Annotated in this window: 21 protein-coding genes; 6 read left to right on the top strand and 15 right to left on the bottom strand. The window is 65.3% G+C overall.

What is annotated here, in order from left to right; genetic code table 11:
* Nucleotide 1 precedes the first annotated feature (1 nt).
* The 4 genes from DOM33_RS05480 to DOM33_RS05495 all read right to left on the bottom strand — a co-directional run bounded on the left by DOM33_RS05480 (nt 2) and on the right by DOM33_RS05495 (nt 2,226).
* A complete protein-coding gene (locus tag DOM33_RS05480; RefSeq protein ID WP_110666535.1) occupies nt 2-553 on the bottom strand; it encodes a carboxypeptidase-like regulatory domain-containing protein in 552 nt (183 codons plus the stop codon).
* Between the two features lie 193 nt (nt 554-746).
* Nucleotides 747-1,262, bottom strand: coding sequence for a retropepsin-like aspartic protease family protein (locus tag DOM33_RS05485; RefSeq protein WP_110666537.1), 516 nt, complete (start codon nt 1,260-1,262; stop codon nt 747-749).
* Nucleotides 1,255-1,584 (bottom strand): DUF3253 domain-containing protein, encoded by a 330-nt coding sequence (locus tag DOM33_RS05490; RefSeq protein WP_204352609.1) that lies wholly within the window; start codon nt 1,582-1,584, stop codon nt 1,255-1,257. Before DOM33_RS05490 ends, DOM33_RS05485 begins: the two co-directional genes overlap by 8 nt.
* An 18-nt stretch (nt 1,585-1,602) precedes the next feature.
* Complete coding sequence (locus DOM33_RS05495) at nt 1,603-2,226, bottom strand: YbhB/YbcL family Raf kinase inhibitor-like protein (protein ID WP_110666538.1); 624 nt, start codon at nt 2,224-2,226, stop codon at nt 1,603-1,605.
* 164 nt (nt 2,227-2,390) lie between these two features.
* Here DOM33_RS05495 and aguA point away from each other — a divergent pair, with 164 nt between their 5' ends.
* Nucleotides 2,391-3,491 (top strand): agmatine deiminase, encoded by a 1,101-nt coding sequence (gene aguA / locus DOM33_RS05500; protein ID WP_110666540.1) that lies wholly within the window; start codon nt 2,391-2,393, stop codon nt 3,489-3,491.
* A gap of 2 nt (nt 3,492-3,493) precedes the next feature.
* Here aguA and DOM33_RS05505 read toward each other — a convergent pair whose 3' ends face one another.
* On the bottom strand, nt 3,494-4,777 hold the full coding sequence (locus DOM33_RS05505) for an alpha-hydroxy acid oxidase (protein WP_162617903.1): 1,284 nt from the start codon (nt 4,775-4,777) through the stop codon (nt 3,494-3,496).
* Between the two features lie 424 nt (nt 4,778-5,201).
* Between DOM33_RS05505 and DOM33_RS05510 the strand changes: the two genes are divergently transcribed.
* Nucleotides 5,202-5,429, top strand: coding sequence for a hypothetical protein (locus DOM33_RS05510; protein ID WP_110666543.1), 228 nt, complete (start codon nt 5,202-5,204; stop codon nt 5,427-5,429).
* 30 nt (nt 5,430-5,459) lie between these two features.
* Here DOM33_RS05510 and DOM33_RS05515 read toward each other — a convergent pair whose 3' ends face one another.
* Nucleotides 5,460-6,158, bottom strand: a complete 699-nt coding sequence (locus tag DOM33_RS05515) for an extensin-like domain-containing protein (RefSeq protein WP_110666545.1) — start codon at nt 6,156-6,158, stop codon at nt 5,460-5,462.
* Between the two features lie 377 nt (nt 6,159-6,535).
* Here DOM33_RS05515 and DOM33_RS05520 point away from each other — a divergent pair, with 377 nt between their 5' ends.
* Both DOM33_RS05520 and DOM33_RS05525 read left to right on the top strand, forming a co-directional pair.
* Nucleotides 6,536-7,243, top strand: a complete 708-nt coding sequence (locus tag DOM33_RS05520) for an EAL domain-containing protein (RefSeq protein ID WP_476707499.1) — start codon at nt 6,536-6,538, stop codon at nt 7,241-7,243.
* 75 nt (nt 7,244-7,318) lie between these two features.
* Nucleotides 7,319-8,653 (top strand): GGDEF domain-containing protein, encoded by a 1,335-nt coding sequence (locus DOM33_RS05525; protein ID WP_110666549.1) that lies wholly within the window; start codon nt 7,319-7,321, stop codon nt 8,651-8,653.
* A 58-nt stretch (nt 8,654-8,711) separates the two neighbouring features.
* Here the strand turns inward: DOM33_RS05525 and madM are convergent, their stop codons facing one another.
* The 4 genes from madM to DOM33_RS05545 form a co-directional block, all read right to left on the bottom strand.
* The gene (gene madM / locus DOM33_RS05530; RefSeq protein ID WP_110666551.1) at nt 8,712-9,473 is read right to left on the bottom strand and encodes a malonate transporter subunit MadM; all 762 of its coding nucleotides are present in this window, start codon (nt 9,471-9,473) and stop codon (nt 8,712-8,714) included.
* 12 nt (nt 9,474-9,485) lie between these two features.
* Nucleotides 9,486-9,893, bottom strand: coding sequence for a malonate transporter subunit MadL (gene madL / locus DOM33_RS05535; protein ID WP_110666553.1), 408 nt, complete (start codon nt 9,891-9,893; stop codon nt 9,486-9,488).
* A 170-nt stretch (nt 9,894-10,063) separates the two neighbouring features.
* Nucleotides 10,064-11,602, bottom strand: coding sequence for a malonate--CoA ligase (locus DOM33_RS05540; RefSeq protein ID WP_110666555.1), 1,539 nt, complete (start codon nt 11,600-11,602; stop codon nt 10,064-10,066).
* A gap of 46 nt (nt 11,603-11,648) precedes the next feature.
* The gene (locus DOM33_RS05545) at nt 11,649-13,010 is read right to left on the bottom strand and encodes a malonyl-CoA decarboxylase (RefSeq protein WP_239495270.1); all 1,362 of its coding nucleotides are present in this window, start codon (nt 13,008-13,010) and stop codon (nt 11,649-11,651) included.
* 323 nt (nt 13,011-13,333) lie between these two features.
* Here DOM33_RS05545 and DOM33_RS05550 point away from each other — a divergent pair, with 323 nt between their 5' ends.
* The gene (locus tag DOM33_RS05550) at nt 13,334-14,026 is read left to right on the top strand and encodes a GntR family transcriptional regulator (RefSeq protein ID WP_110666557.1); all 693 of its coding nucleotides are present in this window, start codon (nt 13,334-13,336) and stop codon (nt 14,024-14,026) included.
* Between the two features lie 403 nt (nt 14,027-14,429).
* Here DOM33_RS05550 and DOM33_RS05555 read toward each other — a convergent pair whose 3' ends face one another.
* Nucleotides 14,430-16,064, bottom strand: a complete 1,635-nt coding sequence (locus DOM33_RS05555; RefSeq protein WP_110666559.1) for a BCCT family transporter — start codon at nt 16,062-16,064, stop codon at nt 14,430-14,432.
* Between the two features lie 407 nt (nt 16,065-16,471).
* On the opposite strand from DOM33_RS05555, the gene DOM33_RS05560 reads away from it, so the two are divergent.
* Nucleotides 16,472-17,467, top strand: coding sequence for an LLM class flavin-dependent oxidoreductase (locus DOM33_RS05560; protein ID WP_110666561.1), 996 nt, complete (start codon nt 16,472-16,474; stop codon nt 17,465-17,467).
* A gap of 96 nt (nt 17,468-17,563) precedes the next feature.
* Here the strand turns inward: DOM33_RS05560 and tal are convergent, their stop codons facing one another.
* The 4 genes from tal to DOM33_RS05580 form a co-directional block, all read right to left on the bottom strand.
* Nucleotides 17,564-18,520 carry a transaldolase gene (gene tal, locus DOM33_RS05565; protein ID WP_110666563.1) on the bottom strand — a complete coding sequence of 319 codons (957 nt, stop codon included), beginning with the start codon at nt 18,518-18,520 and terminating at the stop codon, nt 17,564-17,566.
* A gap of 175 nt (nt 18,521-18,695) precedes the next feature.
* Complete coding sequence (xylB, locus tag DOM33_RS05570; RefSeq protein WP_110666565.1) at nt 18,696-20,183, bottom strand: xylulokinase; 1,488 nt, start codon at nt 20,181-20,183, stop codon at nt 18,696-18,698.
* A gap of 54 nt (nt 20,184-20,237) precedes the next feature.
* The gene (locus DOM33_RS05575) at nt 20,238-21,713 is read right to left on the bottom strand and encodes a mannitol dehydrogenase family protein (protein ID WP_110666567.1); all 1,476 of its coding nucleotides are present in this window, start codon (nt 21,711-21,713) and stop codon (nt 20,238-20,240) included.
* Nucleotides 21,714-21,790: 77 nt separating this feature from the next.
* Complete coding sequence (locus tag DOM33_RS05580; protein WP_110666569.1) at nt 21,791-22,903, bottom strand: ABC transporter ATP-binding protein; 1,113 nt, start codon at nt 22,901-22,903, stop codon at nt 21,791-21,793.
* Nucleotides 22,904-22,948 lie beyond the last annotated feature (45 nt).

A 22,948-nucleotide genomic window follows, 5' to 3' on the forward strand; every position in this document is an offset into this window, starting at 1 on the left:
CTCAGCGGCTGAGGTCGACATCCCGCGTCTGACCGGCGGTGAGTTCGACCTGGCGGATGATGAGCGGGCTTCGCGCGTCGCCGCCGGGTAGCAGCACGCTTCCTGCCACGTAGAACGGCCCCGAGGGAATGCCACGCACCACGAAGTAGCCATCGGCGTTGGTTCGGGCGGTGTGGGTGTACGCCCGCGCCCGCGGATCGGCGGGCTCTATCCGGCGCCCGGAGAGCGCGACATCGGCAGCCTCGGCGGCATAGCGGGTCGCCGGCGCAACGGAGACCGTCTCGTTGGCACCGACGAGCGTCTCGCCGCTCGCGGTGGTGTAGGTGAGCCGTCCCTGGACGGCGGCGCTGCCGTGCTTGTCGAGCCTGGCGTACTCCTCGGCGGGGAACGCGATCCGACGCTCCACCACTATCGCCTCGTCCTCGCCCTGGTCGTCGAAGACGTCAGGCAAGGATAGCGACCCTGTCGACAGGCTCTCGCAACCCGCCAGCACCATCAGTGCCAGCGCCATCGATCCCGCTGTTCTCAAGCTACGCCGCCGTGCTGCCTTCATCGCGCCTCTCTCCTCTGAGCGTTGCCGGCCCCGTCGCTGCGCCTCAGACGGGCGTACGCCGGGCCCTACGTAAAGCGCCGTATCATACGACGCGCCGGTCGAGGGACGAAGCGATGCCTTGTGTCGAGTGAGGAGTGACCGCACGCGCCGACGGTGAACCGAGCCACGAGGGCCTTCGGTCGAAGCGGAGAGATCAGCGAGAGGCGGCGGCAAGACGCATCGAATCCCCGCGGATGGAGATATCGAACCGTCCCAGAAAACTCATGCCGAGCAGCACCACGTCGTCACCGATGCCGGCATGGATGGAACCCTCGACATCGCTCGCCACGAGGCCCCCGAGTCGAACGCGATCCAGCGTGGTGAGATGGCCGATGACACGCCCGTTGGCCGTCGTGAACGTTGCCTCCCGCCCCCGCTGGAGGCCGAGCGTGTCGGCCAGCGAGCGTGACAGCGAGACATAGGTCGCGCCGGTATCGACGAGGAAGGTGACCGCCTGGCCGTCGATCTCGCCGGGCGCCACGAAATGCCCGGACGCATTGCGTTCAAGCGTTACCGGCCCATCGGACTGGACCTGCTCGACGAGCGCGGCGTTGGGATTTTCACGGCGCGCTTCGAAGCCGCGAAACCACCACAGCGCGAGCGCGATGATCGTCAGCCAGCAGAGCAGCATCATGACGAGGCCGGCGCCGCGCCCGCCGGCGTCACGCATCGTCAGGGTCCGACGTCCCGGTGACCCCCTGGCGCCCGCTGCTTTCGGATGCCACCGGTAGCCGCAGCCGGATCGGCCCGTGCCAGGGCCCATCCGAGGGTAGCGTTCGACCACGCTGGCTGACGATCAACTGGCCGCGCTGCGCCAGGATACGCGCCGCATCCCGCGTTGCCGGCATCTGCGCGCGCCAGTCATCCGGCGCAACCCGTCGCGCGGCCTCGGAGGGACAGAACGTCTTTTCCACGCCACGCGCCTCGGCGAGTGTCAAAAGCGCCTGACGCAAACGCTCTGGCAGGCTCTCGGACGACGTATCCTGGCTCATGGCGGCGTCTGCATTGCCTCAGGTCAGATCGGGATTGAGGGTATAGGTGCCGGTGACGCTCGACTCCGCCAGCACGTGACCCTGCATCGCTTCACGCACCTGGTCGCCGGTGAACTCGCCCTCGAGACCCAGCGTTTCGACATCGAGCGCGAACACGCTGAAGGTGTAGCGATGGATCATCTCATCGTTCCACGGCGGGCAGGGGCCGTCGTAGCCGCCGTAAGTGCCGGCGAGATCCGGGTCGCCGGCCATGAAACCGGTGTAACCGTTGATGCCGGCGACGCCCTTCGAGGTCTTGCCGGACGTCTTGCCGCGCGGCACCACACCATCGGCCGCTTCGCCCTCTTCGATCAGCGTGACGTCGCTGGGAATGTCGATCAGTACCCAGTGATAGAAGTCGACGCGCGGCATGTCCGGCGGTAGCGTTTTGCCTTCCTGATTGACGTCGTCGGCGATGCCGGGAACGTCCGGGTCGCACACCAGCACCACGAAACTTTGCGTCGCCTCCGGCGCATCGAGCCAGCGAAGCTCCGGGTTGCGGTTGTCGCCGAAGCGCATGTGCTGCTCGGGGTCCGGCACGGCGAACGCATACTGGGCGGGAACGGGCTGGCCTTCCTCGACGCCCTTGACGTTGAATTTCATCACTCTCTCCTTGCGTGCTGTCGGCGCCGACCGAGCGGCGAGCGCGCCCGTCGAGATGCCTGGCAGAGCGCGCTCACCAAAGCGCTTATCTCAAGCCCTCTGCGCAGTGCTACAGTCGGCGCCACGAGTTACCGATAACCTTAAGGTTCCCAAGGGCGTTTGTCATGAGCGATCTGGTTTTACCGTCGGACTCCCCCGCCCGTCTGGGCTTTCGCATGCCGGCGGAGTTCGCCCCCCACGAGGCCTGCTGGATGCTCTGGCCGCAGCGGCCGGACAACTGGCGCCTCGGCGCCAAGCCGGCGCAGCGTGCCTTCGCCGAGGTCGCTCGCGTCATCGCCCAGAGTGAAACGGTGATCGTCGGCGCGAGCGACGAGCAGTACGAAAACGCCCGCGATCAGCTTCCGCCTCACGTGCGCGTGGTCGAACTCTCCAGCAACGATGCCTGGATGCGCGACGTCGGCCCGACGTTCGTCACCCATCCCGACGGCCGTCTCGCCGTCATCGACTGGGATTTCAACGCCTGGGGCGGGCTCAAGGGCGGGCTCTACTTTCCGTGGGACAAGGACCGGCGGATTCGACGCAAGATCGCCGGCATGCTCGGCGTTCCCTGCTTTTCTGCCCCGATGGTGCTCGAGGGCGGCGCGATCCACGTCGACGGTGAGGGCACGCTGATCACCACCGAAGAGTGCCTGCTCAATCCCAATCGCAACCCCAGCCTCGACCGGGAAGAACAGGAAGTGCTGCTCGCGGACTATCTGGGCATCGACAAGGTGATCTGGCTGCCCGCCGGCTGCTATCAGGACGAGACCGACGGCCACGTCGACAATCTCTGCTGCTTCGTCGCCCCCGGCGTCGTCGCGCTGACCTGGTGCGACGACGTCGATGACCCGCAGCATGCGATCTCGCGCCGCGCGCTCGAGGTGCTGGAAGCCGCCCGCGACGCCCGCGGCCGGCGCCTGACGGTGCACAAGCTACCCCAGCCGGGGCCGCTCTATCTCGCCGAAGAGGACGCCAACGGCGTGGACCGGCTCTCGAGCTCGCGACCGCGGCGCGCCGGCGATCGCCTCGCCGGCTCCTACGTCAATTTCTATATCGGCAACCGGGTGGTGGCGATGCCGCTGCTCGACCCCGCTTTCGATGAGATCGCCCGTGCGCGACTGCAGGCGCTCTTCCCCGAGCGGCGCGTCGTCGGCGTACCGGCCCGCGAGATCCTGCTCGGCGGCGGCAACATCCACTGCATCACCCAGCAGCAGCCGCGCGTCTGACCTCAGCGCGTGCCGGACGGGAGCGGCAGCAGTCGCGCCGGCGTCATCTCGGTCAGCGCGTTGATACCCAGCATCCCCATGTTGCGGCGCACTTCGCTTTCGAGAATGGCGATGGCGTGATCCACGCCCGCCTCGCCCGCCACCGCGGCGGCGTAGTTGAACGGCCGGCCGACGAAGACGAACTTGGCCCCCAGCGCGAGCGCCTTGAGCACGTCCGACCCTCGGCGAAAGCCACTGTCGATCATGACATCGATCGACACCGCCGCGACCACGGCCGGTAGCACACGCAGCGGGGAGACGTCGCCGTCGAGCTGACGACCGCCGTGGTTCGAGAGAATCACGCCGTCGACGCCAAGAGACTCGGCGCGCACCGCATCCTCCACCGCCAGAATGCCCTTGAGCACCAGCTTGCCGGCCCACTGCTCGCGGATGCGCGCGATGTCCGCCCAGCTAAGATGCTCGCGCCCGGAGAAATCTCGCTCGACGTTCTTGGCCACCAGCGCCACGCCGCGCTCGGCGCCGACGTGTTCGAAGTGCGGCATGCCGTGGCGGCGGATCGTTCGTAGAAAAGTCAGTAGTGCCCACTCCGGATGGGTGACGCCCTGCCAGGCGAGCTTGAGATCGGGACGAATCGGCGTCCTGTAGCCGGTACGGACGTTGTTCTCCCGGCTCGGCACGACCGCGGAGTCGACCGTGACCACCAGCGTCTGGATGCCGGCACGGGCGACACGATCCACGAGTGCCCGAATGCCCGCCGCGTCCGGCGGCATATAGGCCTGGTACCAGACATCGGGGTTGGCGGCAGCGATCGTCTCCATGGCGATCAGCCCGGAAGCGCTGATCACCATGGGAATGCCGGCACGCCCGGCGGCATTCGCCAGCCGGAGATCGCCACGATAGCCGGTCAGCGCGCTCACCCCCATCGGCGCGATGCCGAAGGGCTGAGCGTACTCTCGTCCCATGAGTCGCGCGGCGGTGGAGCGTCGGCTGACATCGACCAGCGACCGATGCACGAAACCGTACTCCGCGAAGGTGCGGAAGTTGTCGTCGTACGAGGCGTTGGTCTCCGCCGCGCCCGCCACGTAGCCGAAGATGGGTTTGGGTAGCAGGCGTTTCGCCACCGGCTCGAAATCCGCCAGGCAGAGAATGCGCCGGAGCCGGCGGGCGAACCACCAGCGCTCGAGCGCGGTGATCGGCATCGACGCTCGCTCGCGGGGGGATGACGCGTCACGGCGCTCGGACGCACGGGTCCCGCGCTCGGACACGTTCACTGTCGGTTCAGGCATTCGGTCACTCCTGTGATTCGCACGCTCCGGCGGTCCGGCGGTCCGGCGATCCGGCGATCCGGCGATCCGACAACTCGGGCCTGGGCCGCGGTCACCGTCAGCGTCGGCGTTGGCGTCGCGACCGACAGGCGAAGCTGTCATACATACGACAGGCATCCAACGCGACTTTCGGCGTAGGGCGATCCAATAGGAATGGCGCCGTCTATCGCTCACTCGGGAGCGCCGGGCTTGAGTGCCGGGCTTCGGCGCGACTCGACGCCAGGAGGTTGCAGGAGGCGCGACCCGCGATTGCGTTGCGCCCGTGAACGGCTACGCTTTGCACCGGTCGCGGCACGCAGCCAGCGCCACAACGACGCGGTTTGCCCTGCCGTCGGCCTGACCGATTGCGGTTCTCTCATTTCCCCATAGTCACAGGAGACACTCCATGTTGCGCATGTTCCCCTTGATGCTGGCCGCCGCCCTGCTGCTGAGCGCCTGTGGTACCGGTACCGGTGAACGCACCGCCAGCGGCGCGGGCGTGGGCGCGGCAGTGGGCGCCGGTACGGCAGCAGCGATCGGTGGCAGCGTGACCCAGGGCGCCGTCATCGGCGGCGGCGTGGGCGCGGCCACCGGAGCGGCGACCGACGAGGACGATCTGGACCTGGACGACTGAACGCCATCGCGGCCGAACCCTGCTCCAGCGTCAGCGGCAGAACGACATGCCGCGCATGCCGAGATGAAAGTGATTGGCGTGCGCGGCGTTGTAGTCCGGCCCCAGTACCGTGCCGAAATAGTGACACGCGCCCGTCTGCGCCTCCTGAAGAAAGCGTGAGGCGTCATCGTCGCCGTTCCAGTCTTCGAGCAGGCTGATCCGCTCACCGTTCGCTAGCCGAAACGCCGCCACGTCCAGCGCCGAGGCGCTGGCGTGTTCGCTACGCCGGGCGTTCTTCCGGTGGTAGATGTTGCGACAGGCGAACGATCCGTAGTGCTGGACCGAGGTCACACGCTGACCGAAGGTACGCTCGGCGAGCGGCTGCAGTTCGTGGCGTTCGAACATCGTCCAGGCCAGTGCCATGGGGCAGGTCGCGACGAAGCTTGCATTGAAGGTCACGCTCGTACGCGACAGCCGCACGACGTTTTCCAGCGGGCAGCCCGCGGCCGGCGTGTAGTCGTCGAGCGGCGTATAGCTCACCTCCGGCGCCGTATCGAGCGCCGCCAGGCATTCGTCCCGGTCACCCTGCAGACGCTTGAGCTTGAGCGACGTCATCGGTGTCACGGGATCGTCGACCGCGAGCGGCGCCAGCGGGTTCCACTCCCGCGGCACCTGCCAGATGCCCTTGTCGAACGCGACGCCAATGGCGATCAGCAGAAGGCAGAACATCGTGGCGGGGGATAATTTCATGACACCTCTTGGGGTCGAAAGAAGATGGCCTGCGTCCGGGACGCTGAGTAATGGGCATCGGGCACGGGGAGACCGAAGCGCCGCTGGCTCATCCTGAGGGCCGTCGACGACGATCGCCATGCGTCGCTATGTCAACGCGGCTTCACATTTTTCCTACCAATAACGTTACTTGCATTGAGCGTTCGCTTATAAGCTGAGGTCGGTGCCGCGTGTTCGCTCCAAATAATGATTAATAATTTCTCCCCCGCTGCCGATCAAGCAGAGATCACGAGCCGCCTGGGCTCAGCCTGTCGTCAAGGAGGACTAGAATGTCGGGATGCGCAAGACACGATAACGTTTGCGGCCGCTGCGACAAGCCGCTCGATTTCGATTTCACCATGGCTTTTCAACCGCTGGTCGATGTCGCTTCGGATCGCATCTATGGCTACGAGGCACTGGTTCGCGGCACGGCCGGCGAATCGGCATTCTCGGTGCTGTCGCGGGTCGACGAGACGACGCTCTACCGCTTCGATCAGGCCTGTCGCGTCCGGGCCATCGAGATGGCCGATGGCCTGGGTGCCAACGCCCTGCTGTCGATCAATTTTCTTCCCAACGCCGTTTACGAGCCGCAGGCGTGCATTCAGGCCACGCTCGAAACCGCCGAGCGGGTCGGCTGGCCGACCGATCGCCTCTGTTTCGAGATTACCGAGACCGAAAGCGTTCGCGACCGTCGGCACCTGAAGAACATCGTCGAGAGCTATCGCGCCATGGGACTCCAGGTGGCGCTCGACGACTTCGGAACCGGCCATGCCAACCTCGACCTGCTCATCGATATCTCGCCCGATGTGCTCAAACTCGACCGGCAGTTGATCAGCGGCATTCCGCAGTCGCCGCGTCAGCAGATCATCGTCGATCAGATCATCTCACTCGCCGAGCGGCTCGAGATCAAGCTGGTCGCCGAGGGCGTCGAAACCCTGGAAGAAGCGCGCTGGCTCTATCGGCGCGGCATCACGCGGCAGCAGGGTTACTGGTACGCCAGACCCATTACCGAACAGCTGCCCTGCTGTCCGGACGGGAGATTCGCTCTGGTTCGTGGAGAGCATTGAGACTTCACGCCATCGATCGACCGTTCGCGCGGGCCGCCAAGTCGGGTAACACAAGTCACCGTGGTACACCTGACCATGACCGATCGAGCACTTCCCGATGCGGGCGTCGAGGTGGCGCCCCCGACCCTCGAAAGCCTAAACAGAGTCGACATCGCCGCACTGCTCTATCGGCTCGACGCACACGCGCCGATGCTGATCGAGGCCAACGCCTGTGCCCGCGCCCGCCTCTCGATGAAGGGGGAAGACACCCGCCACGAAGACGCCTGGGACTGGACCGATGCCGCCGGTCGCTCGCTAGCGCCGCCGAGCCATCCGGCACTGACGTCGAGCGGAGTCGCCAGCGCCTGGCACCGCTGCCATCTTCGCCTGGCTGACGCGACGCTGGCGTCGGTCCAGGTCAAGAGCACGCGCTTTCAGTGTCGAACGAGCGAGCGCTTCGACGACTATGCGCTGATCGTCATCGGCGAGATTGACTTCGCGTCTCTCACGCCCGTCCCCGCTACCCGCCGAACCGACACCGCCCCGCCGCTCTATCGACTGCTCGACGACCTGCCCATGGGGGCCTGCGCGCTCGACCGCCGAGGCAGGCTGCGGGCGGTGAATCCCCCGTTTTGCGAATTCTTCGGCTATCACGAAAGCGAGCTGGTCGATGCCCCCTTCGAGCAGCTGCTGCCAATGGAGATCCGCGAACTGGCCCGCGCCCGTCACGCTTCGCACTTTCCCCATCTCGGTGCGCGCCGACGAATCACCGATGTCATGACGCGCAAGGGGGTGCGGCGTAGCGTTCTTTTCGAGGATACCGTCTGTCGAGACGACCACGGTGACCCGCTACATATCGCTTTTCTGTTCGACGTCACCTCGCACCTGAAGCTCGAACGCTACCTGACCTGGCAAAACCAGCGGCTCGAACAGCTCGCGGGGCGTGACGAACTGACCGCCCTGCCCAATCGGCGTCAGGGTCTGGCGATGGCGAAGCGGACGCTGATCCATCACCGCCACTACACCCAACCGATGGCCCTGGCGATGCTCGATCTCGATCACTTCAAGGCGATCAACGATACGTATGGGCATGCCGTGGGTGACGAGGTGCTGGTCGCCTTCAGCCGACTGGTCGAGCGCACGGTCAGGTCCACCGATACGCTCATCCGCTGGGGCGGCGACGAATTTCTGCTGCTGCTTCCGGGGCTCGACGACGTATCGGCAGGGGCCGCGATCACCCGCGTCATGAAAACGCTGGCGACGGCGCGACTCGGACCGTCCAAGACGCCACTCGGGTTCTCCGCGGGCGTAGGGCAACCCGCGGACGAGACGCTCGAAGCGTTACTCCGGGCCATCGATGACGCGCTCTATCAGGCCAAGCGAGCCGGCGGCGGCCGGGTCGCACTGATGCCCCGCCCGCCTCGGCCTTAGCGCCCATCCATCGCGTGTCTTCGCCCTCACGAAGCGTCGTCGCGACGACGCCATTGCCCTAGAAAATCGCGCGCACGCCCAGGAACAGCAGCGTCGGGGCGAGCAGAATGCCGAGTCCGGTGTAGAAGGTCGCGGTCATCGCACCGTAGGGCACCAGCCGCGCATCGGTGGCGGCGAGACCGGCGGCAACGCCGCTGGTGGTGCCGATCATCCCGCCGAAGATCATCGCCGAGCGAGGGTTGTCCAGACCGATCCACTTGGCGGTCAGCGGGGTCGCGATCATGGTCAGAATGGATTTGACCAGGCCCGCGGCGATCGACAGCGCGATCACTTCGGAGCTGGCACCGAGAGTCGCCCCGGTCACCGGCCCAACGATGTAGGTCACCGCCCCGGCGGCGATGGTGGTGATGTCCACGGGATCGCTGTAGCCGAAGCCCACGGCGACCACGGCGCCGGCGACGAACGAGACCAGCACGCCGAGAAACAGCGCGATCACGCCGCGAAAGCCGGCCTTTTTGACCTCCTGAAGACGCACGCCGTAGGCCGTCGCGATGATCGCCAGGTCTCGCAGCATGCCGCCGCCCATCAGCGCCAGCCCCGAGAAGAGCGTGACGTCGGCGAGGCCGTGACTGCCGCCGGTGGTGATCCCCCCGACGTAGGCGAGCGCCAGCCCGATGATGATGGCGATGGCGCTGCCGTGCAGGCGGCCCCCGGTCAGGTTGCGGCTCATCCAGTAGGCGACGTACATCGCCAGGCCGATGACAGCGAACGCCGCGATCAGATGATACTTGTCGACCAGCGATACGATGGAATCGTTCATGAGGCGCTCCTCTTATCGACCGGTAGGCGGTTGTGACTGGGGACGCGCATCCAGCGGCGCGGCATCGTCGACCTTCTTGCCGGTGAGCACCGGCACCAGCGCGAGGCCGAGCACCACGGCAAGCGTGCCGGCAAGGATCGCGACCAGCCCGCCGCTGAAGGCCGCGGCGACGTTCTGGCTCGCGGCCATCGCGACCACGATGGGGATGTACATCGCGTTCCAGAAATTGATACCGCTTTCGGTCGCCTCGGGCAGCTTGCCGCGGTCCTTGAGATAACCGGTGAGGAAGATGAGCAGCAGCATGGCGATACCCACGCCGCCAAGGTTGGCATCGATACCCAGCAGCTGGCCGAGTACGTCGCCGATGATTAGGCCGGCCAGCATGCAGCCGGCGAGCAGTGCGACACCGTAGATCACCATCGTTGTTCACCTCTCTAGGCGTCGATCGACGCCGGGCGTTGTTTTGGGTGTCCAGTCGGACGAGAGTGGCGTGCCCGAGTCGCTGCCAACGAGCGACTCGAGGTCTGACGTGAAACGGATCTCCTGGGGAAAGGGGGATGGCGGAAGGCGTGACCGAAAGGTCCGACGGCTCAGGCGCTCGAAGCGCCGGACGTCTGATAGAGATCGGCGTAGCGCTCGCGCAGCACGTTCTTCTGAACCTTGCCCATCACGTTTCGCGGCAGGCAATCGACGAAGAAGACCCGCTTGGGCTGCTTGTAGCGCGCGACCTTCTCGCCGAGCGCGGCGAGCACGGCCGCTTCGTCGAGGCTCGCATCGGGCTTGAGCACCACCGCTGCGGTGACGCCTTCGCCAAGATCGGGATGAGGAACCCCGACGATCGCGGATTCGACGACACCCGGCAGCTCGTCGATCCACTGCTCGATCTCCTTGGGATAGACGTTGTAGCCGCCGGAGATCACCAGGTCCTTGTCGCGACCCACGATCGAGAGATAGCCGTCGGCGTCGATCACCCCCAGATCCCCGGTGATGAAGAACCCGTCGTCACGGAACTCCGAGGCGGTCTTTTCCGGCATTCGCCAGTAACCCTTGAAGACGTTCGAACCGCGGACTTCCACCGCGCCCGTCTCGCCCGGCGACAGCGTCTCGCCACTCTCGCGGTCGGTGATACGCACCTCGCTGCCCGGCAGCGCGAAGCCCACAGTGCCCGGGCGACGCTCGCCGTCGTACGGATTGGAGGTGTTCATGTTGGTCTCGGTCATGCCATAGCGCTCGAGAATGGCATGGCCCGTGCGATCGCTGAATTCGCGATGGGTTTCGGCAAGTAGCGGCGCCGATCCCGAGACGAACAGGCGCATGTTGGCGGTGGTTTCACGATCGAGGCGCGGGCTCGCGAGCAGACGCGTATAGAACGTGGGCACGCCCATCAGCACGGTCGCCCGCGGCATCAGCGTGATCAGCTGCTCCGGGTCGAGCTTGGGCAAAAACGTCATCGAGGCGCCCACGGTGAGCACGATGTTGCAGGCGACGAAGAGCCCGTGGGTATGAAAGATCGGCAGCGCGTGCAGCAGATGATCCTCGCCGGTGAAGCGCCAGGTCTGCGCCAGCGCCTGGCTATTGGCGGCGAGATTGCTGTGCGTCAGCATCGCCCCCTTGGAGCGTCCGGTCGTCCCCGAGGTATACAGGATCGAGGCCAGATCGTCGGCTCCGATCTCGGCGATACGCTCGTCCTCCGAGGCACGGGCGACCCGCGCCATCAGCGAGCCGCCACCATCGATACCGAGCGTTTCCACGCCGTCGACGCCACAGGCAGCCGCGAGTCGACGCGCCGCCTCTTCGGCCTGCGGGCGACAGACGTAGAGCTTGGGCTCGGCGTCGCCGAGGAAATACTCGATCTCTGCATCGGTATACGCCGTATTGAGCGGTAGATAGACGCCGCCGACCTGCAGGCAAGCCAGATAGAGCATGATCGCCTGCGGGCTCTTGTCGACCTGGACGACCACCCGGTCTCCGGGTTCGACGCCGCTTTCGCGCAGCACCTTCGCCATGCGACGAGACAGCGAGAGCACGTCGCTGTAGCGATAGCGGTCGCCTTCCGGCGTGTCGATCAGCACCTTGTCCGGCTGACGCGCGAAATGGTCCTGAAACTGCAGATAGAGGTTGTGGTTCATGCGAATCTCCCGCTTTGCCGCCACCTGTGTGGCTTGCGATCTCATATCAGGCGTCGGCCTTCGACGTGCTGCTCCGCAGGCGTGAACGGCCCTGCTTGGCATCGCGCCGGACCTCGCCGGCGCAGGCCACCGTGCCTTCACGGCTGAACGCTTCGTGGTTCTGTTCGATACGATCCAGCTCGTAGAGGTAATTGACCATCAGACCATGGGATTGCTTGAGTCCCTTGTCGGAGGTGTCTCCCGGCCAGTTGAGACGGTGCAGCGTGGCACCGTTGCCGAGATGGAATCGGGCGACGGGATCGAGTGGCAGCCCGCTTGTGTGTTTGGCGTCGACCAGATAGTGCGCTGCCAGACCGCGCACGGCCGGCTGCAGCTTCTCGCGCGCCTTGGCATCGGCGAGCCAGGGGCCGGATTCCAGCATCGTGGCGATCTCGTCACCCGCACCGCCCGGCTGGGCGCTGCGCTCGTTCTCCAGCCACTGAGCGAAGCCGGGCACCGGCGAGAGCGTGACGAACTTCTCCAGATTGGGCAGTTCGCGCTTGAGTTCCTGAACCACCTGCTTGATCAGGAAATTGCCGAAGGAGATGCCCTTGAGGCCGCTCTGACAGTTACTGATGCTGTAGAACGCTGCCGTGTCGGCCTCTTCGAGACTCACGTCATCGCCGCCGGCCAGAATGTCCTGGATGTTGCTGGGAATGCCGCGACACAGTGCCACTTCGACGAAGATCAGCGGCTCGTCACCGGTGGCCGGGTGAAAGAAGGCATAGCAGCGACGATCGTCGGGATCGAGACGCCGGCGCAGATCGGGCCAGTCGTTGATTGCGTGGACCGCTTCGTAACGGATGATCTTCTCCAGCACCGCCGCCGGCGTGTTCCAGTCGATGCTCTCGAGCACCAGAAACCCGCGGTTGAACCAGGAGGCGAAGAGGTGCGCGAAATCCGCATCCAGCGGTTTGAGGTGCGGGTGGGTCTTGAGGAAGGCGAGCAGATCGGCACGCATCTTGACCAGCTCGTAGGTACCGCCGGGGCAGAGATTGAGCCGCCGCAGCAGGTGCTGGCGCCGCGGTTCGCAGGCCGCAAACAGCGTCTCCAGACTGGCGTTGTCCTCGCTTTCGCGATACCGGGCGTAGGCGGTGTGGATCTCTTCGGGGACGGCCGCATAGTGCTCGGCGAGAAGCTCGAAGAAAGCGAGCCGCCCGGCTTCGTCCAGGGTGGCGTAGCGTTCCAGCGCCTCTTGAGCGGTCAGAATCTGCGAGGCCTCCCCCACGGGATGCATCAGCGTTTCGCACAGCGTACTCAGACGCGAAAGCCCGTTCGGTGACCCCTTCTTGTCGGCTTGCGGTGCCTGACGAGTGCGTCGACCGATGCTCGACAGAAGCTCCTGGAGGAAGTTCATATTGACGTTCATGCCGGCCCTCTCGGGTCGATGACTGGACGCTCGTCGACGACAAGCGATCGATTCGCTCGGTCAAAAGCCGTTGCAAGAGTCGCTACATCGCGAGACGCTGAGCGCGACGCGAGGCAGGCATACATGCTCCAGCCCTGATGTATACAACAGTTGGGCATGGGGCAGAGGGTGTCAATATAGGAGAAAGTCTAAGGTGGCCGACCAACCGCCCTGCGAGACACCGACGACGCGCCAGTCAGAAGCAGCCGAGACGCCGGCCGGCGGCCGGCGGCCGGCCTGCCGCGAGGGCGACGGGCTCTCGTGACGTGAAGGACGCTCGTGACATGAAAGACAAACATCCGACGAAGACGCGTCCGTCGCGGGCGCAGTGGCTTCGCGAGCATCTGGAAAACGCCATCGTCGACGGCCACTTCGCGCCGGGCGACCGGCTCGACCCGGTGGCGCTGGCCCGCGACTACGATTGCTCGCGAACCCCGATTCGTGAAGCGCTACAGCAGCTCGAGGCCTCGGGCATGGTGCGGGTCTACCCCAAACGGGGCACGTTCGTGACGCAGCTCGGGGTTGCCGATCTGGTCGAGCGTTTCGATGTCATGGCAGAGCTCGAGGGCATGTGCGCGCGACTGGCGGCGCGACGCATCACGTCAGAGGAGCTGTCGGCTCTCAGGCGCGCACACGAGGCCTGCCGCGACTGTCTTGATGGCAGCGACGCCGACCATTACTACCACGCCAACGGCACGTTCCATCACTTGATCTACGCCGCCAGCCACAATGCCTTTCTGACGCAGGAAGCGACCCGGCTGCACGCGATTCTCAAGCCCTACCGCCGGCTACAACTTCACGCCTATCACCGTCTGCAGGAGAGCTTTGCCGAGCACGAAGCCATTCTCGGCGCCATCGAACGTCGCGATGCGGACGCGGCACGTCAGGCGATCCAGCATCACGTTCAGCTTCAAGGCAATCGTTTCAACGACCTGATGGCGACGATGCCTCAGCTCAGAGAGACCCGGCCGGAATGACTGTCTCGCCGGCGGCCGTCAGGGAAGGATCAATCGAAGAACAGCGTCACCAGCACCGCCAGCCCGCCGACCAGCGTCGCGGTCACGACGGCGACGCTCACCAGTCGATTCAGCCACAGATCCACGCGTGACGGCGCGGCGGACGACCGCGCATCACGTCGCGTCGCACCGTGGCGTCGAGGCTGCCTGGGTCTCACCGCCGGTTGCATGAATGAAGGCTCCGGGCCACTGGAAAGGAAATCGAGGGTGCCGCGTCGAGCGGCGCTCTAAAACTAAGCTGTTTTCACGATTTTCTCCACTGCCAAGCCGCCGTTCAACGCACGCCCCGGCACAGAAATGAAAAAACCCCATCGCTTGGCGATGGGGTTCAGTCACGATGCGCACTCGGCTGCCCGCTGCGGCATCAGCGCGGGTTGATGCGCCGATTCTTGACGTCCGGCGCGCGGCGATAGCGATCCTCGTCGGCCAGCGTCTCCGCCTCGAAGGCATCGGCGCCTACCGGCGTTTCGCTGTGACGACGGTAGAGCGCCGTCAGCATCGCTTTGCGGTCGGCACGCAGCTCCCGGATCATCACCAGGATCATGCCGTAGAGAATGAAGGTGAACGGCAGCGCCGAGAGCACCGCGGCCGACTGCAGCCCCTTCAGTCCGTTCTCGCCGCCCGCCGACAGCAGCGTCAGACAGATCGCGGCGATCAGCACGCCCCAGATGATGCGCTTCACCAGCGGCGGGTTGAGTGAACCGTTGTCGGTCATCTGGGAAACGATATAGGTCGCGGAGTCGGCGGAAGTCACCAGGAAGATGAAGATCAAGAAGAGCGCCACCACTGACAGCACGTTGGAGAACGGCATCAGATCGAACATCTGGAACAGCGCCGAGGTCAGGTTGTCCTGGGTCGCCTGGGCCAGCCCGGCATCGCCGGTCAGCTCCATCTGAATCGCCGCACCGCCGAACACCCCGATCCAGAGACACGCCAGCAGCGGCGGCACGATCAGCACCCCGAAGACGTACTCCTTGATCGTGCGGCCGCGGGAGATTCGTGCGACGAAGGTGCCGACGAACGGCGACCAGGCGATGACCCAGGCCCAGTAGAAGATCGTCCAGGTACTCGCCCACTCGCTATCCTCGAACGGCGACATGCGCAGGCTCATGCCGATGAAGTTCTGCAGATAGTCCCCGATGCCCAGCGTGATGGTCTCGAGAATCGCCACCGTCGGGCCGGTGAACAGCACGTAGAACATCAGCGCGAAGCAGAGCGCCAGGTTCAGGTTGGAGAGATACTTGATGCCCTTGTCGAGGCCGGTGGTCGTCGAGATCATGTAGCAGACAAACATCGCCCCCATGATGATGAACTGCCACATCACGCTTTCTGAAACGCCAAACACGGCATTGAGTCCGCCGTTGATCTGCAACACGGCCAGACCGATCGAGGTCGCCACCCCCATCACCGTCGCCACCACGGCGAAGATATCCAGCACGGGACCAAGCTTTCGGATCTTGGGCCGTTTGGCGGTCACCGAGGAGAGCACGTTGGAGACCATTCCGGCCTGACCCTTGCGGAACTGGTAGTAGGCAATGATCAGCCCCACGACGGAAAACGCCGCCCACTGATGGATACCCCAGTTGAAGAAGCTGTACTGAATGGCGTAGCGCGCGGCTTCCGGCGTGGCACCCTCGAAGTCGCCGTAAGGCGGCTGAATGTAGTGGCTCATGGGCTCGGCCATGCCGTAGAACACCAGCCCCACGCCGAAACCGGCCGCCAGTAGCATGCTGACCCAGGAGAAGAAACTGTACGTCGGCCGGCTGTCCTGAGGCCCCAGGCGAATCTTGCCGTACTTGCTGAACGCCAACGTGAACAGAAAGATCACGAACCCGAAGACGGAGATGAGATAGAACCAGCCAAAATAGTATGTCGTCGCATTCAGCAAGCGACCGGCGATGTCGCCGAATCCCTGCGGAAAGATCGCCCCGACGGCGACGATGATGACGATCACCAGCGCCGAGGCGATGAAGACAGTCTGATTAACGAATCTACCCATGTTCTCCCCTTTTCTATTGTCGGTATGTCCTGGAGATGCCCGTCCTTGTTTCTAGCGATCAGCTCCTGAAAACCAGTCCCTGAGGATCGAATGAACGCTGCGTCGAATCGCGCGAATCGACGCTCGACGGATCATCCGACCCGCGCGCCGCGCACGGCGTGCCGCTTGAGTGTAGACGTCAGACCCCGCGTTGCGACCCGGCGGCCTTTCGCATCGATCGTCTACCTTGCGCTGACCGCCGAAGACATACAACCGCGACGGGGGGCGACCCGTGTACGCGACGGCCACGTTCATGGGACGGTTGCATTCGTCTTTTCCGCCCTCATCATGGAGCCAACGATACGAAACAATGAGGGCGCTAACGGAGATCGCGTTGCGCGCCATCACTCCCCGGACCGAGGAAGACCATGTCACGACTCGCCGATATTCCCCTTTCCGTACTGGATCTCGCCCCCATCACGCGGGACGGGACCGCTGCCGAAACCTTTCGCCATAGCGTGGATCTGGCACAGCAGACCGAGCGGCTGGGCTACAACCGTTACTGGCTGGCCGAGCACCACAATATCGACGGTATCGCCAGCGCCGCCACCAGCGTGCTGATCGGCCATCTCGCCGGCGCCACCTCGACGCTTCGCATCGGCAGCGGCGGGATCATGCTGCCGAACCACCCGCCACTGGCGATCGCCGAGCAGTTCGGCACCCTGGCCACGCTCTATCCCGATCGCATCGATCTCGGGCTGGGGCGGGCACCGGGTTCCGACGGCGTCACCATGCAGGCGATGCGGCGTGATCCGCGCGCCGGCATCAACGACTTCCCCGATCGCCTCGACGAGCTTCGCCGCTATCTGGGTGACAGTGTCCCCGGCCAGCGTGTCCGGGCGATTCCGGGCGAAAGCACGCATGTGCCGATCTGGCTGCTCGGCTCCAGCGGCTACAGCGCCCAGCTCGCGGCGAAACTCGGCCTGCCGTTCGCCTTCGCCGGTCAGTTCGCGCCGGGCTATATGGTCGAGGCGCTGCACCTCTACCGTGAAGGCTTCCAGCCGGGCGTACTCGACAAGCCGCATGCGATGATCGGGGTTCCGCTCGTCGCCGCCGACAGCGACGCCCACGCGGACTTCCTCGCCACCACGCAGCAGCAGAAATTTCTCAACCTGATTCGCGGCAAGAGCACGCGTACCCTGCCGCCGACCGAGCGCCTGGACTGGTCGCCGCAGGAGCAGGCGATGGTGAGGCAGAACCTGGGGGCTGCCGTGGTCGGGGGGCCCGAGAGCCTTCGCCAGCAGCTCGACGAGCTGCTCGAGGCCACCGGCGCCGACGAGATCATGGTCAATACCGACTGCTACGATCACGCCGAGCGCGTGCGCTCCTACGAGATTCTCGCCGAGGTGTGGAAGGCGGCGTAAGCGCGACGAGCAAACGTCACCCGCGCCTGCGCGAGGACGCATAAAAGAACACCCGGCACATGGCCGGGTGTTGTCGTGGAGGACGAAGCGCGGCATTCAGCCCAAACGCTTTGCCAGCAGCCCTTCCAGCTTGCCCTGATCCGCGGCGAACTTGCGAATGCCCTCGGCGAGCTTCTCGGTCGCCATGGCGTCTTCGTTGTGCTCCCAGCGGAACTGCGCCTCGCCGATCTTGCCCGGAAGCTCCTCGCGGCCACTTTCGTCGGTGACTTTCTGGGTCACCTCGCCGTCGCTGGATGCGAGCTCCTCGAGCAGGTCCGGCGAGATGGTCAGACGGTTGCAGCCCGCAAGGGCCAGAATCTGGTCGGTGTTTCGGAAGCTCGCGCCCATGACCACCGTCTCGTAGCCGTAGCGGCTGGCGTAGTCGCAGACGCCGCGCACGAATTTCACGCCCGGATCTTCGTCCGGCGCATAGGATTCGGTGCCGGTGGACTTCTTGTACCAGTCGGTGACGCGGCCGACGAACGGCGAGATCAGATAGACGCCCGCTTCGAAGCAGGCGCGGGCCTGCGCGTCGGAAAAGAGCAGCGTCAGGTTGCAGCTGATGCCCTCTTTTTCGAGTCGCTCCGCGGCGCGAATGCCTTCCCAGGTGGAGGCGAGCTTGATCAGCACGCGATCGCGGGTAACACCCTGCTTTTCATAGAGCTTGATCAGATGGTGCGCTTTCTCGTAGCTCGCCTGTTCGTCGAAGGAGAGCTTGGCGGCGACTTCCGTAGAGACGCGCCCCGGAATGAGCTTGGTGATCTCGGTGCCGATCGCCACGCAGAGCCGGTCGACCGCTTCCTCGACGCGAGTCGCCTCGTCGGATACCTCGGCCTTCACCTGCGCAAGCGTCTCGTCGATCAGCGATTGATAACCCTCGAGATCGAACGCCTTGAGAATCAGCGAAGGGTTGGTCGTGGCATCGTGCGGCTCGTAGCGACGAATGGCGTCGAGATCGCCGGTGTCGGCGACCACCATGGAAACCTGCTTGAGAGAGTCGAGTTTTTGGGTCATGAATCGCTCCATCGTCGTCTGATAGGAATCGCGGCGGACTATCGCGGCACGCGGTGGTATCGGTCCGTCGTGCGGTCGCGATATCGATCCCCAAAGCATAACACCGTTGCCGGTAACTCGCCGCGGCGTTCGGCAACCGGTCGGCTGCGGCTCGGGCGTTCGCTCGCGGGGATCTTCACGCTATGCCGTATTGTGTCGCGAGGGCCTGTCGATAGCGGGCGTAGACCTCGTCATAGCGCGTGACGATCTCCGGCTGGGGGCGGGTGAGCGTGGTCTCGTCGAGCTTGACCCAGTCACGGCAGAGCACGTCGAGATCCACGGCGCCATCGCGGTCGTCGCACCAGCGCGCCTGAATCGCACCGCCGAAGGCCGCGGCCTCAGTAACCACCGGGCAGACCACGTCGGCATCCAGGATATCCGCGACGATCTGGCGCCAGACCGGACTCTTCGCCCCGCCCCCCACGAGCCGCACCTGCGTGGCGTTATCGGCAAGCGGCCCCAGCAGCTCGAGCCCGTAGCGCAGTCCGAAGGTCGCACTCTCCACCGCCGCGCGGCAGAGATTGGCCGGCGTGGTGTTGAAACTCGTCATGCCGCTCAGACTCGCCTGCGCCTGAGGCAGCGCCGGGACCCGCTCGCCGCTGAAGAACGGCAGCAGCGTGACGCCCCCAGCGCCCGGCTCGGCACTGGCGACGGCGCGGTTGAATCCCTCGAGATCCAGGCCGAGGAGCTCACGCATTGTCGTGGTCGCCGAGGTGACGTTCATGGTGCAGATGAGCGGCAGCCAGCCGGCGTGGCTGGCGCAGAAGTTGGCGACCATGGCGCTGTCGGGCACCACCGGGTCCGGCGAATGCACGGCGATGGTACCCGAGGTGCCTAGACTGATGGTCATCATCCCGGACTCGATGTTGCCGGTACCGATGGCGCCCATCATGTTGTCCCCGCCGCCGCTGGCGACGAGTACGTCGTCACACAGGCCGAGTTCACGCGCGAGTTCGGGACGCACGCGACCTGCCGCGTCGCGAGAGTCGATCAGCCGCGGCAGTACCGCATCCGCATCCAACTCGGGCGCGATGCATTCGAACACGTCGCGGCGCCAGGTTCGGGTGCGCGTATCGAAATAGCCGGTACCCGAGGCGTCGCCCGCCTCCGCCACCCGCTCCCCGGTCAGCCAGAAGTTGAGATAGTCGTGAGGCAGCAGCAGCGTGGCGATGCGTGCGTAGGCGTCGGGGTGCGTCTCGCGCAGCCAGGCGATCTTGGAGGCGGTGTAGCCGGTCTGCAGTACCAGCCCCAGTTTGTCGATGCAGCCGGCCTCGCCGCCCAGGCGTTCGATCAGCCGAGCGTTGTGGTCGGCGGTCTCGGTGTCGTTCCAGAGCTTGGCAGGGTGCACTGGCTCGCCTTCGGCATCCAGCGCCACCATACCGTGCTGCTGACCGGAGACGCCGATACCGCGTACGGCACTCCCCTCGACGCCGGCATAGGAGAGCGCTTCCTGCAGCGCCTCGCGAAAGGCACCGGTCCACTCCCCGACGGCCTGCTCCCGGCGGCCGTTGTCTCCCTGCTCGAGCCGATGAGGACGAGAGGCTTCGCCCAGGATACGACCGCCGTCAGGGTCGACCACGACGACCTTGGTGCTCTGCGTACCGCAATCCACGCCGATATACATCGTCTCGCTCCCCTGTGTTGCTGATAAGGACGTTCCCCCGCTGTCAGGCGGTTCTCAGCGGGCGACGAGCCACTCGACGCAGGCGCGAGCGCCATCGCGGTGTAACCGTTCGAGCGCGTCGAGATACGCCTCTCGAAAGCGCGCATCGTCGGCCAGGTCGCCAAACAGCTGGCGGTTCTCGATGAACGCCGTCGGCTCGGTACGGTTGCGCTGGGCGATGGCAGTGAGCTCGTCTTTCAACCGGTCGACGATCGTGATCGGCTCGCCCTGCTCATCGCGGCCCTCGGCATAGCGCGCCCAGCTCGCCACCACGGCGGCACTGCGCTGGATGTCGCCACCGCTGTCGAGCTGCTCGCGCACCACCGGCAGCAGCCACTTGGGAATGCGATCGGAACTCTCGGCGCAGAGTCGCGCCAGGGTGTCCCGGATCTCGGGGTTGGCGAAGCGTTCGATCAGCGTGTGCTTGTAGTCGTCGAGGTCGACACCCGGTACCGGCGAGAGCGTCGGCGTCGCCTCCTCGTTCATGTAGTCCAGCAGAAACTGCACGAACAGTGGGTCCTGGCAGACTTCGTGGGCGTAGCGATAGCCGGCCAGGTAGCCGAAGTAGGTCAGCGCCTGATGGCTGGCATTGAGCAGGCGCAGCTTCATCAGCTCGTAGGGCATCACGTCGTCGACGACCTGCACGCCCGCGCGTTCGAACGGCGGGCGTCCGGCGTTGAAGTGATCCTCCAGCACCCACTGGGTGAACGGCTCGCACACCACCGGCCAGCGATCATCCAGCTCGAAGCGACGGCGAACCTCCTCGATGTCCTCCTCGGTCGTCACCGGAGTAATCCGATCGACCATCGAGTTGGGGAATGGGACCTCGGCGTCGATCCAGGCGCCGAGCTCGGCGTCGCGGGCCCGGGCATAGGCGACGAACATCCTGTGCGCGACCTCGCCGTTGCCTTGGATGTTGTCGCAGGACATCACGGTGAACGGCGCGATCCCCGCGGCCCGGCGCCGCGCCAGCGCCTCGACGACGATGCCGAAGCTGGTCGTCGGGGCCGTCGGCGAGGCGAGATCCCGCGCCACGTCGGGGTTGTCGAGGTCGAACTCGCCGGTGACGTGGTGAAAGTTGTAGCCGCCCTCGGTCACCGTCAGCGAGACGATGCGAATCTGCGGGTCGACCAGCGTCGCCAGTACCTTTTCGACGTCATCCGGGGCGAACAGATAGTCGACGATCGAGCCGATCACCCGCGCCTGATAGTCGCCGTCGGGATACTTCACGACCAGCGTATAGAGATGGTCCTGAGCGGCGAGCGCCTCCTGCATGCGCCGGTCTCCCGGCATCACGCCGATGCCCACGATGCCCCAATCCAGCGCTTCGCCCTCGTTCATCAGGGTGTCGAGAACCATCGCCTGATGGGCGCGATGAAAACCGCCGACGCCGAAATGCGCGATACCGGGGGTGACGCGCCGGCGGTCGTACTCGGGCTTGGCGACGGTCACGTCGAGGGCGTCGAGCGCGGCGGCGTTCAAAGTCTGCATGGTTCAGCTCCTGTTGGGCCGGCGGACGAAAACATGGAGGTTCGGTCACACGATTCAGGGTAGCGAGATGCCGACGCTCAGGTCGTGACGGCATCCATGGCGGAGACGCTGCCACGAGCGATGACGTCGTCGGTCTCGACGTCGAACAGGTGCAGCTTGTCGCTGGGACAGCCCAGGGTCAGGCGCTCGCCCACCGCGATCTGACGATGACCGGCGAGCTGCGCGGTAACGATGCTTTCGCCCACGCGAAGCTGCACCACCGTTACCGCGCCCAGTGTCTCGACCACCTCGACCTCGCCTGTGACGTGACAGCGCTCGTCGGCGGCATCCGTCAGGTGTTCCGGGCGCACCCCGACCCAGACATCGCCGCCGCGAGACGCCATCGTCCTGGCGTGCGGCTCGTCGAGCGCCAGTCGGAAGCCCTCGCCTTCGAGTAAGCCGCTCGCATGACGTGCCCGCAGAAAGTTCATCGACGGATTGCCGATGAAGCCGGCGACGAAGCGGTTGGCGGGATGTTCGTAGAGGTTGATCGGGGTGTCGGTCTGCTGAATCTCGCCGTCTTTCATCACCACGATGCGCTCGCCCATGGTCATGGCTTCCACCTGATCGTGGGTGACATAGAAAGTGGTCACCTTGAGCCGCTTGTGCAGCTTGACGATCTCGGCACGCATATCGACGCGCAGCTTGGCGTCGAGATTCGAGAGCGGCTCGTCCATCAGAAAGACCTGGGGACTGCGTACGATCGCCCGGCCGAGCGCCACGCGCTGGCGCTGGCCGCCTGAGAGTTCGCGGGGCTTGCGATCGAGCAGCTTCTCGATTCCCAGCGTCTGCGCGGCCTCGTCGACCTTCGCCTTGATCTCCGCCGCCGGGCGTTTCTTGAGCTTCAGGCTGAAGGCCATGTTCTCGGCCACGCTCATGTGCGGGTAGAGCGCGTAGCTCTGGAACACCATGGCGATATCGCGCTCTTTCGGCGGTACCTCGCTCACATCGCGCTCGCCGATGAGGATCTCGCCGCCGGTGTTGCGCTCGAGCCCGGCGATCATGCGCATGGTGGTGGACTTGCCACAGCCGGACGGCCCGACCAGGACGACGAACTCGCCGTCGCGGGTAGTCAGGTTGAAGTTGTCGACTGCGTTGTTACCGCTGCTGCCGTAGCGCTTGGCAACGTTCTTGAGTTCGACGATGGCCATCTCAAAAGCCCTCTGAAAGAAATTCTCGACCCGCGCAGCCGCCGG

Source organism: Salinicola halophilus, assembly GCF_003206155.1.
Lineage (GTDB): Bacteria > Pseudomonadota > Gammaproteobacteria > Pseudomonadales > Halomonadaceae > Salinicola > Salinicola halophilus.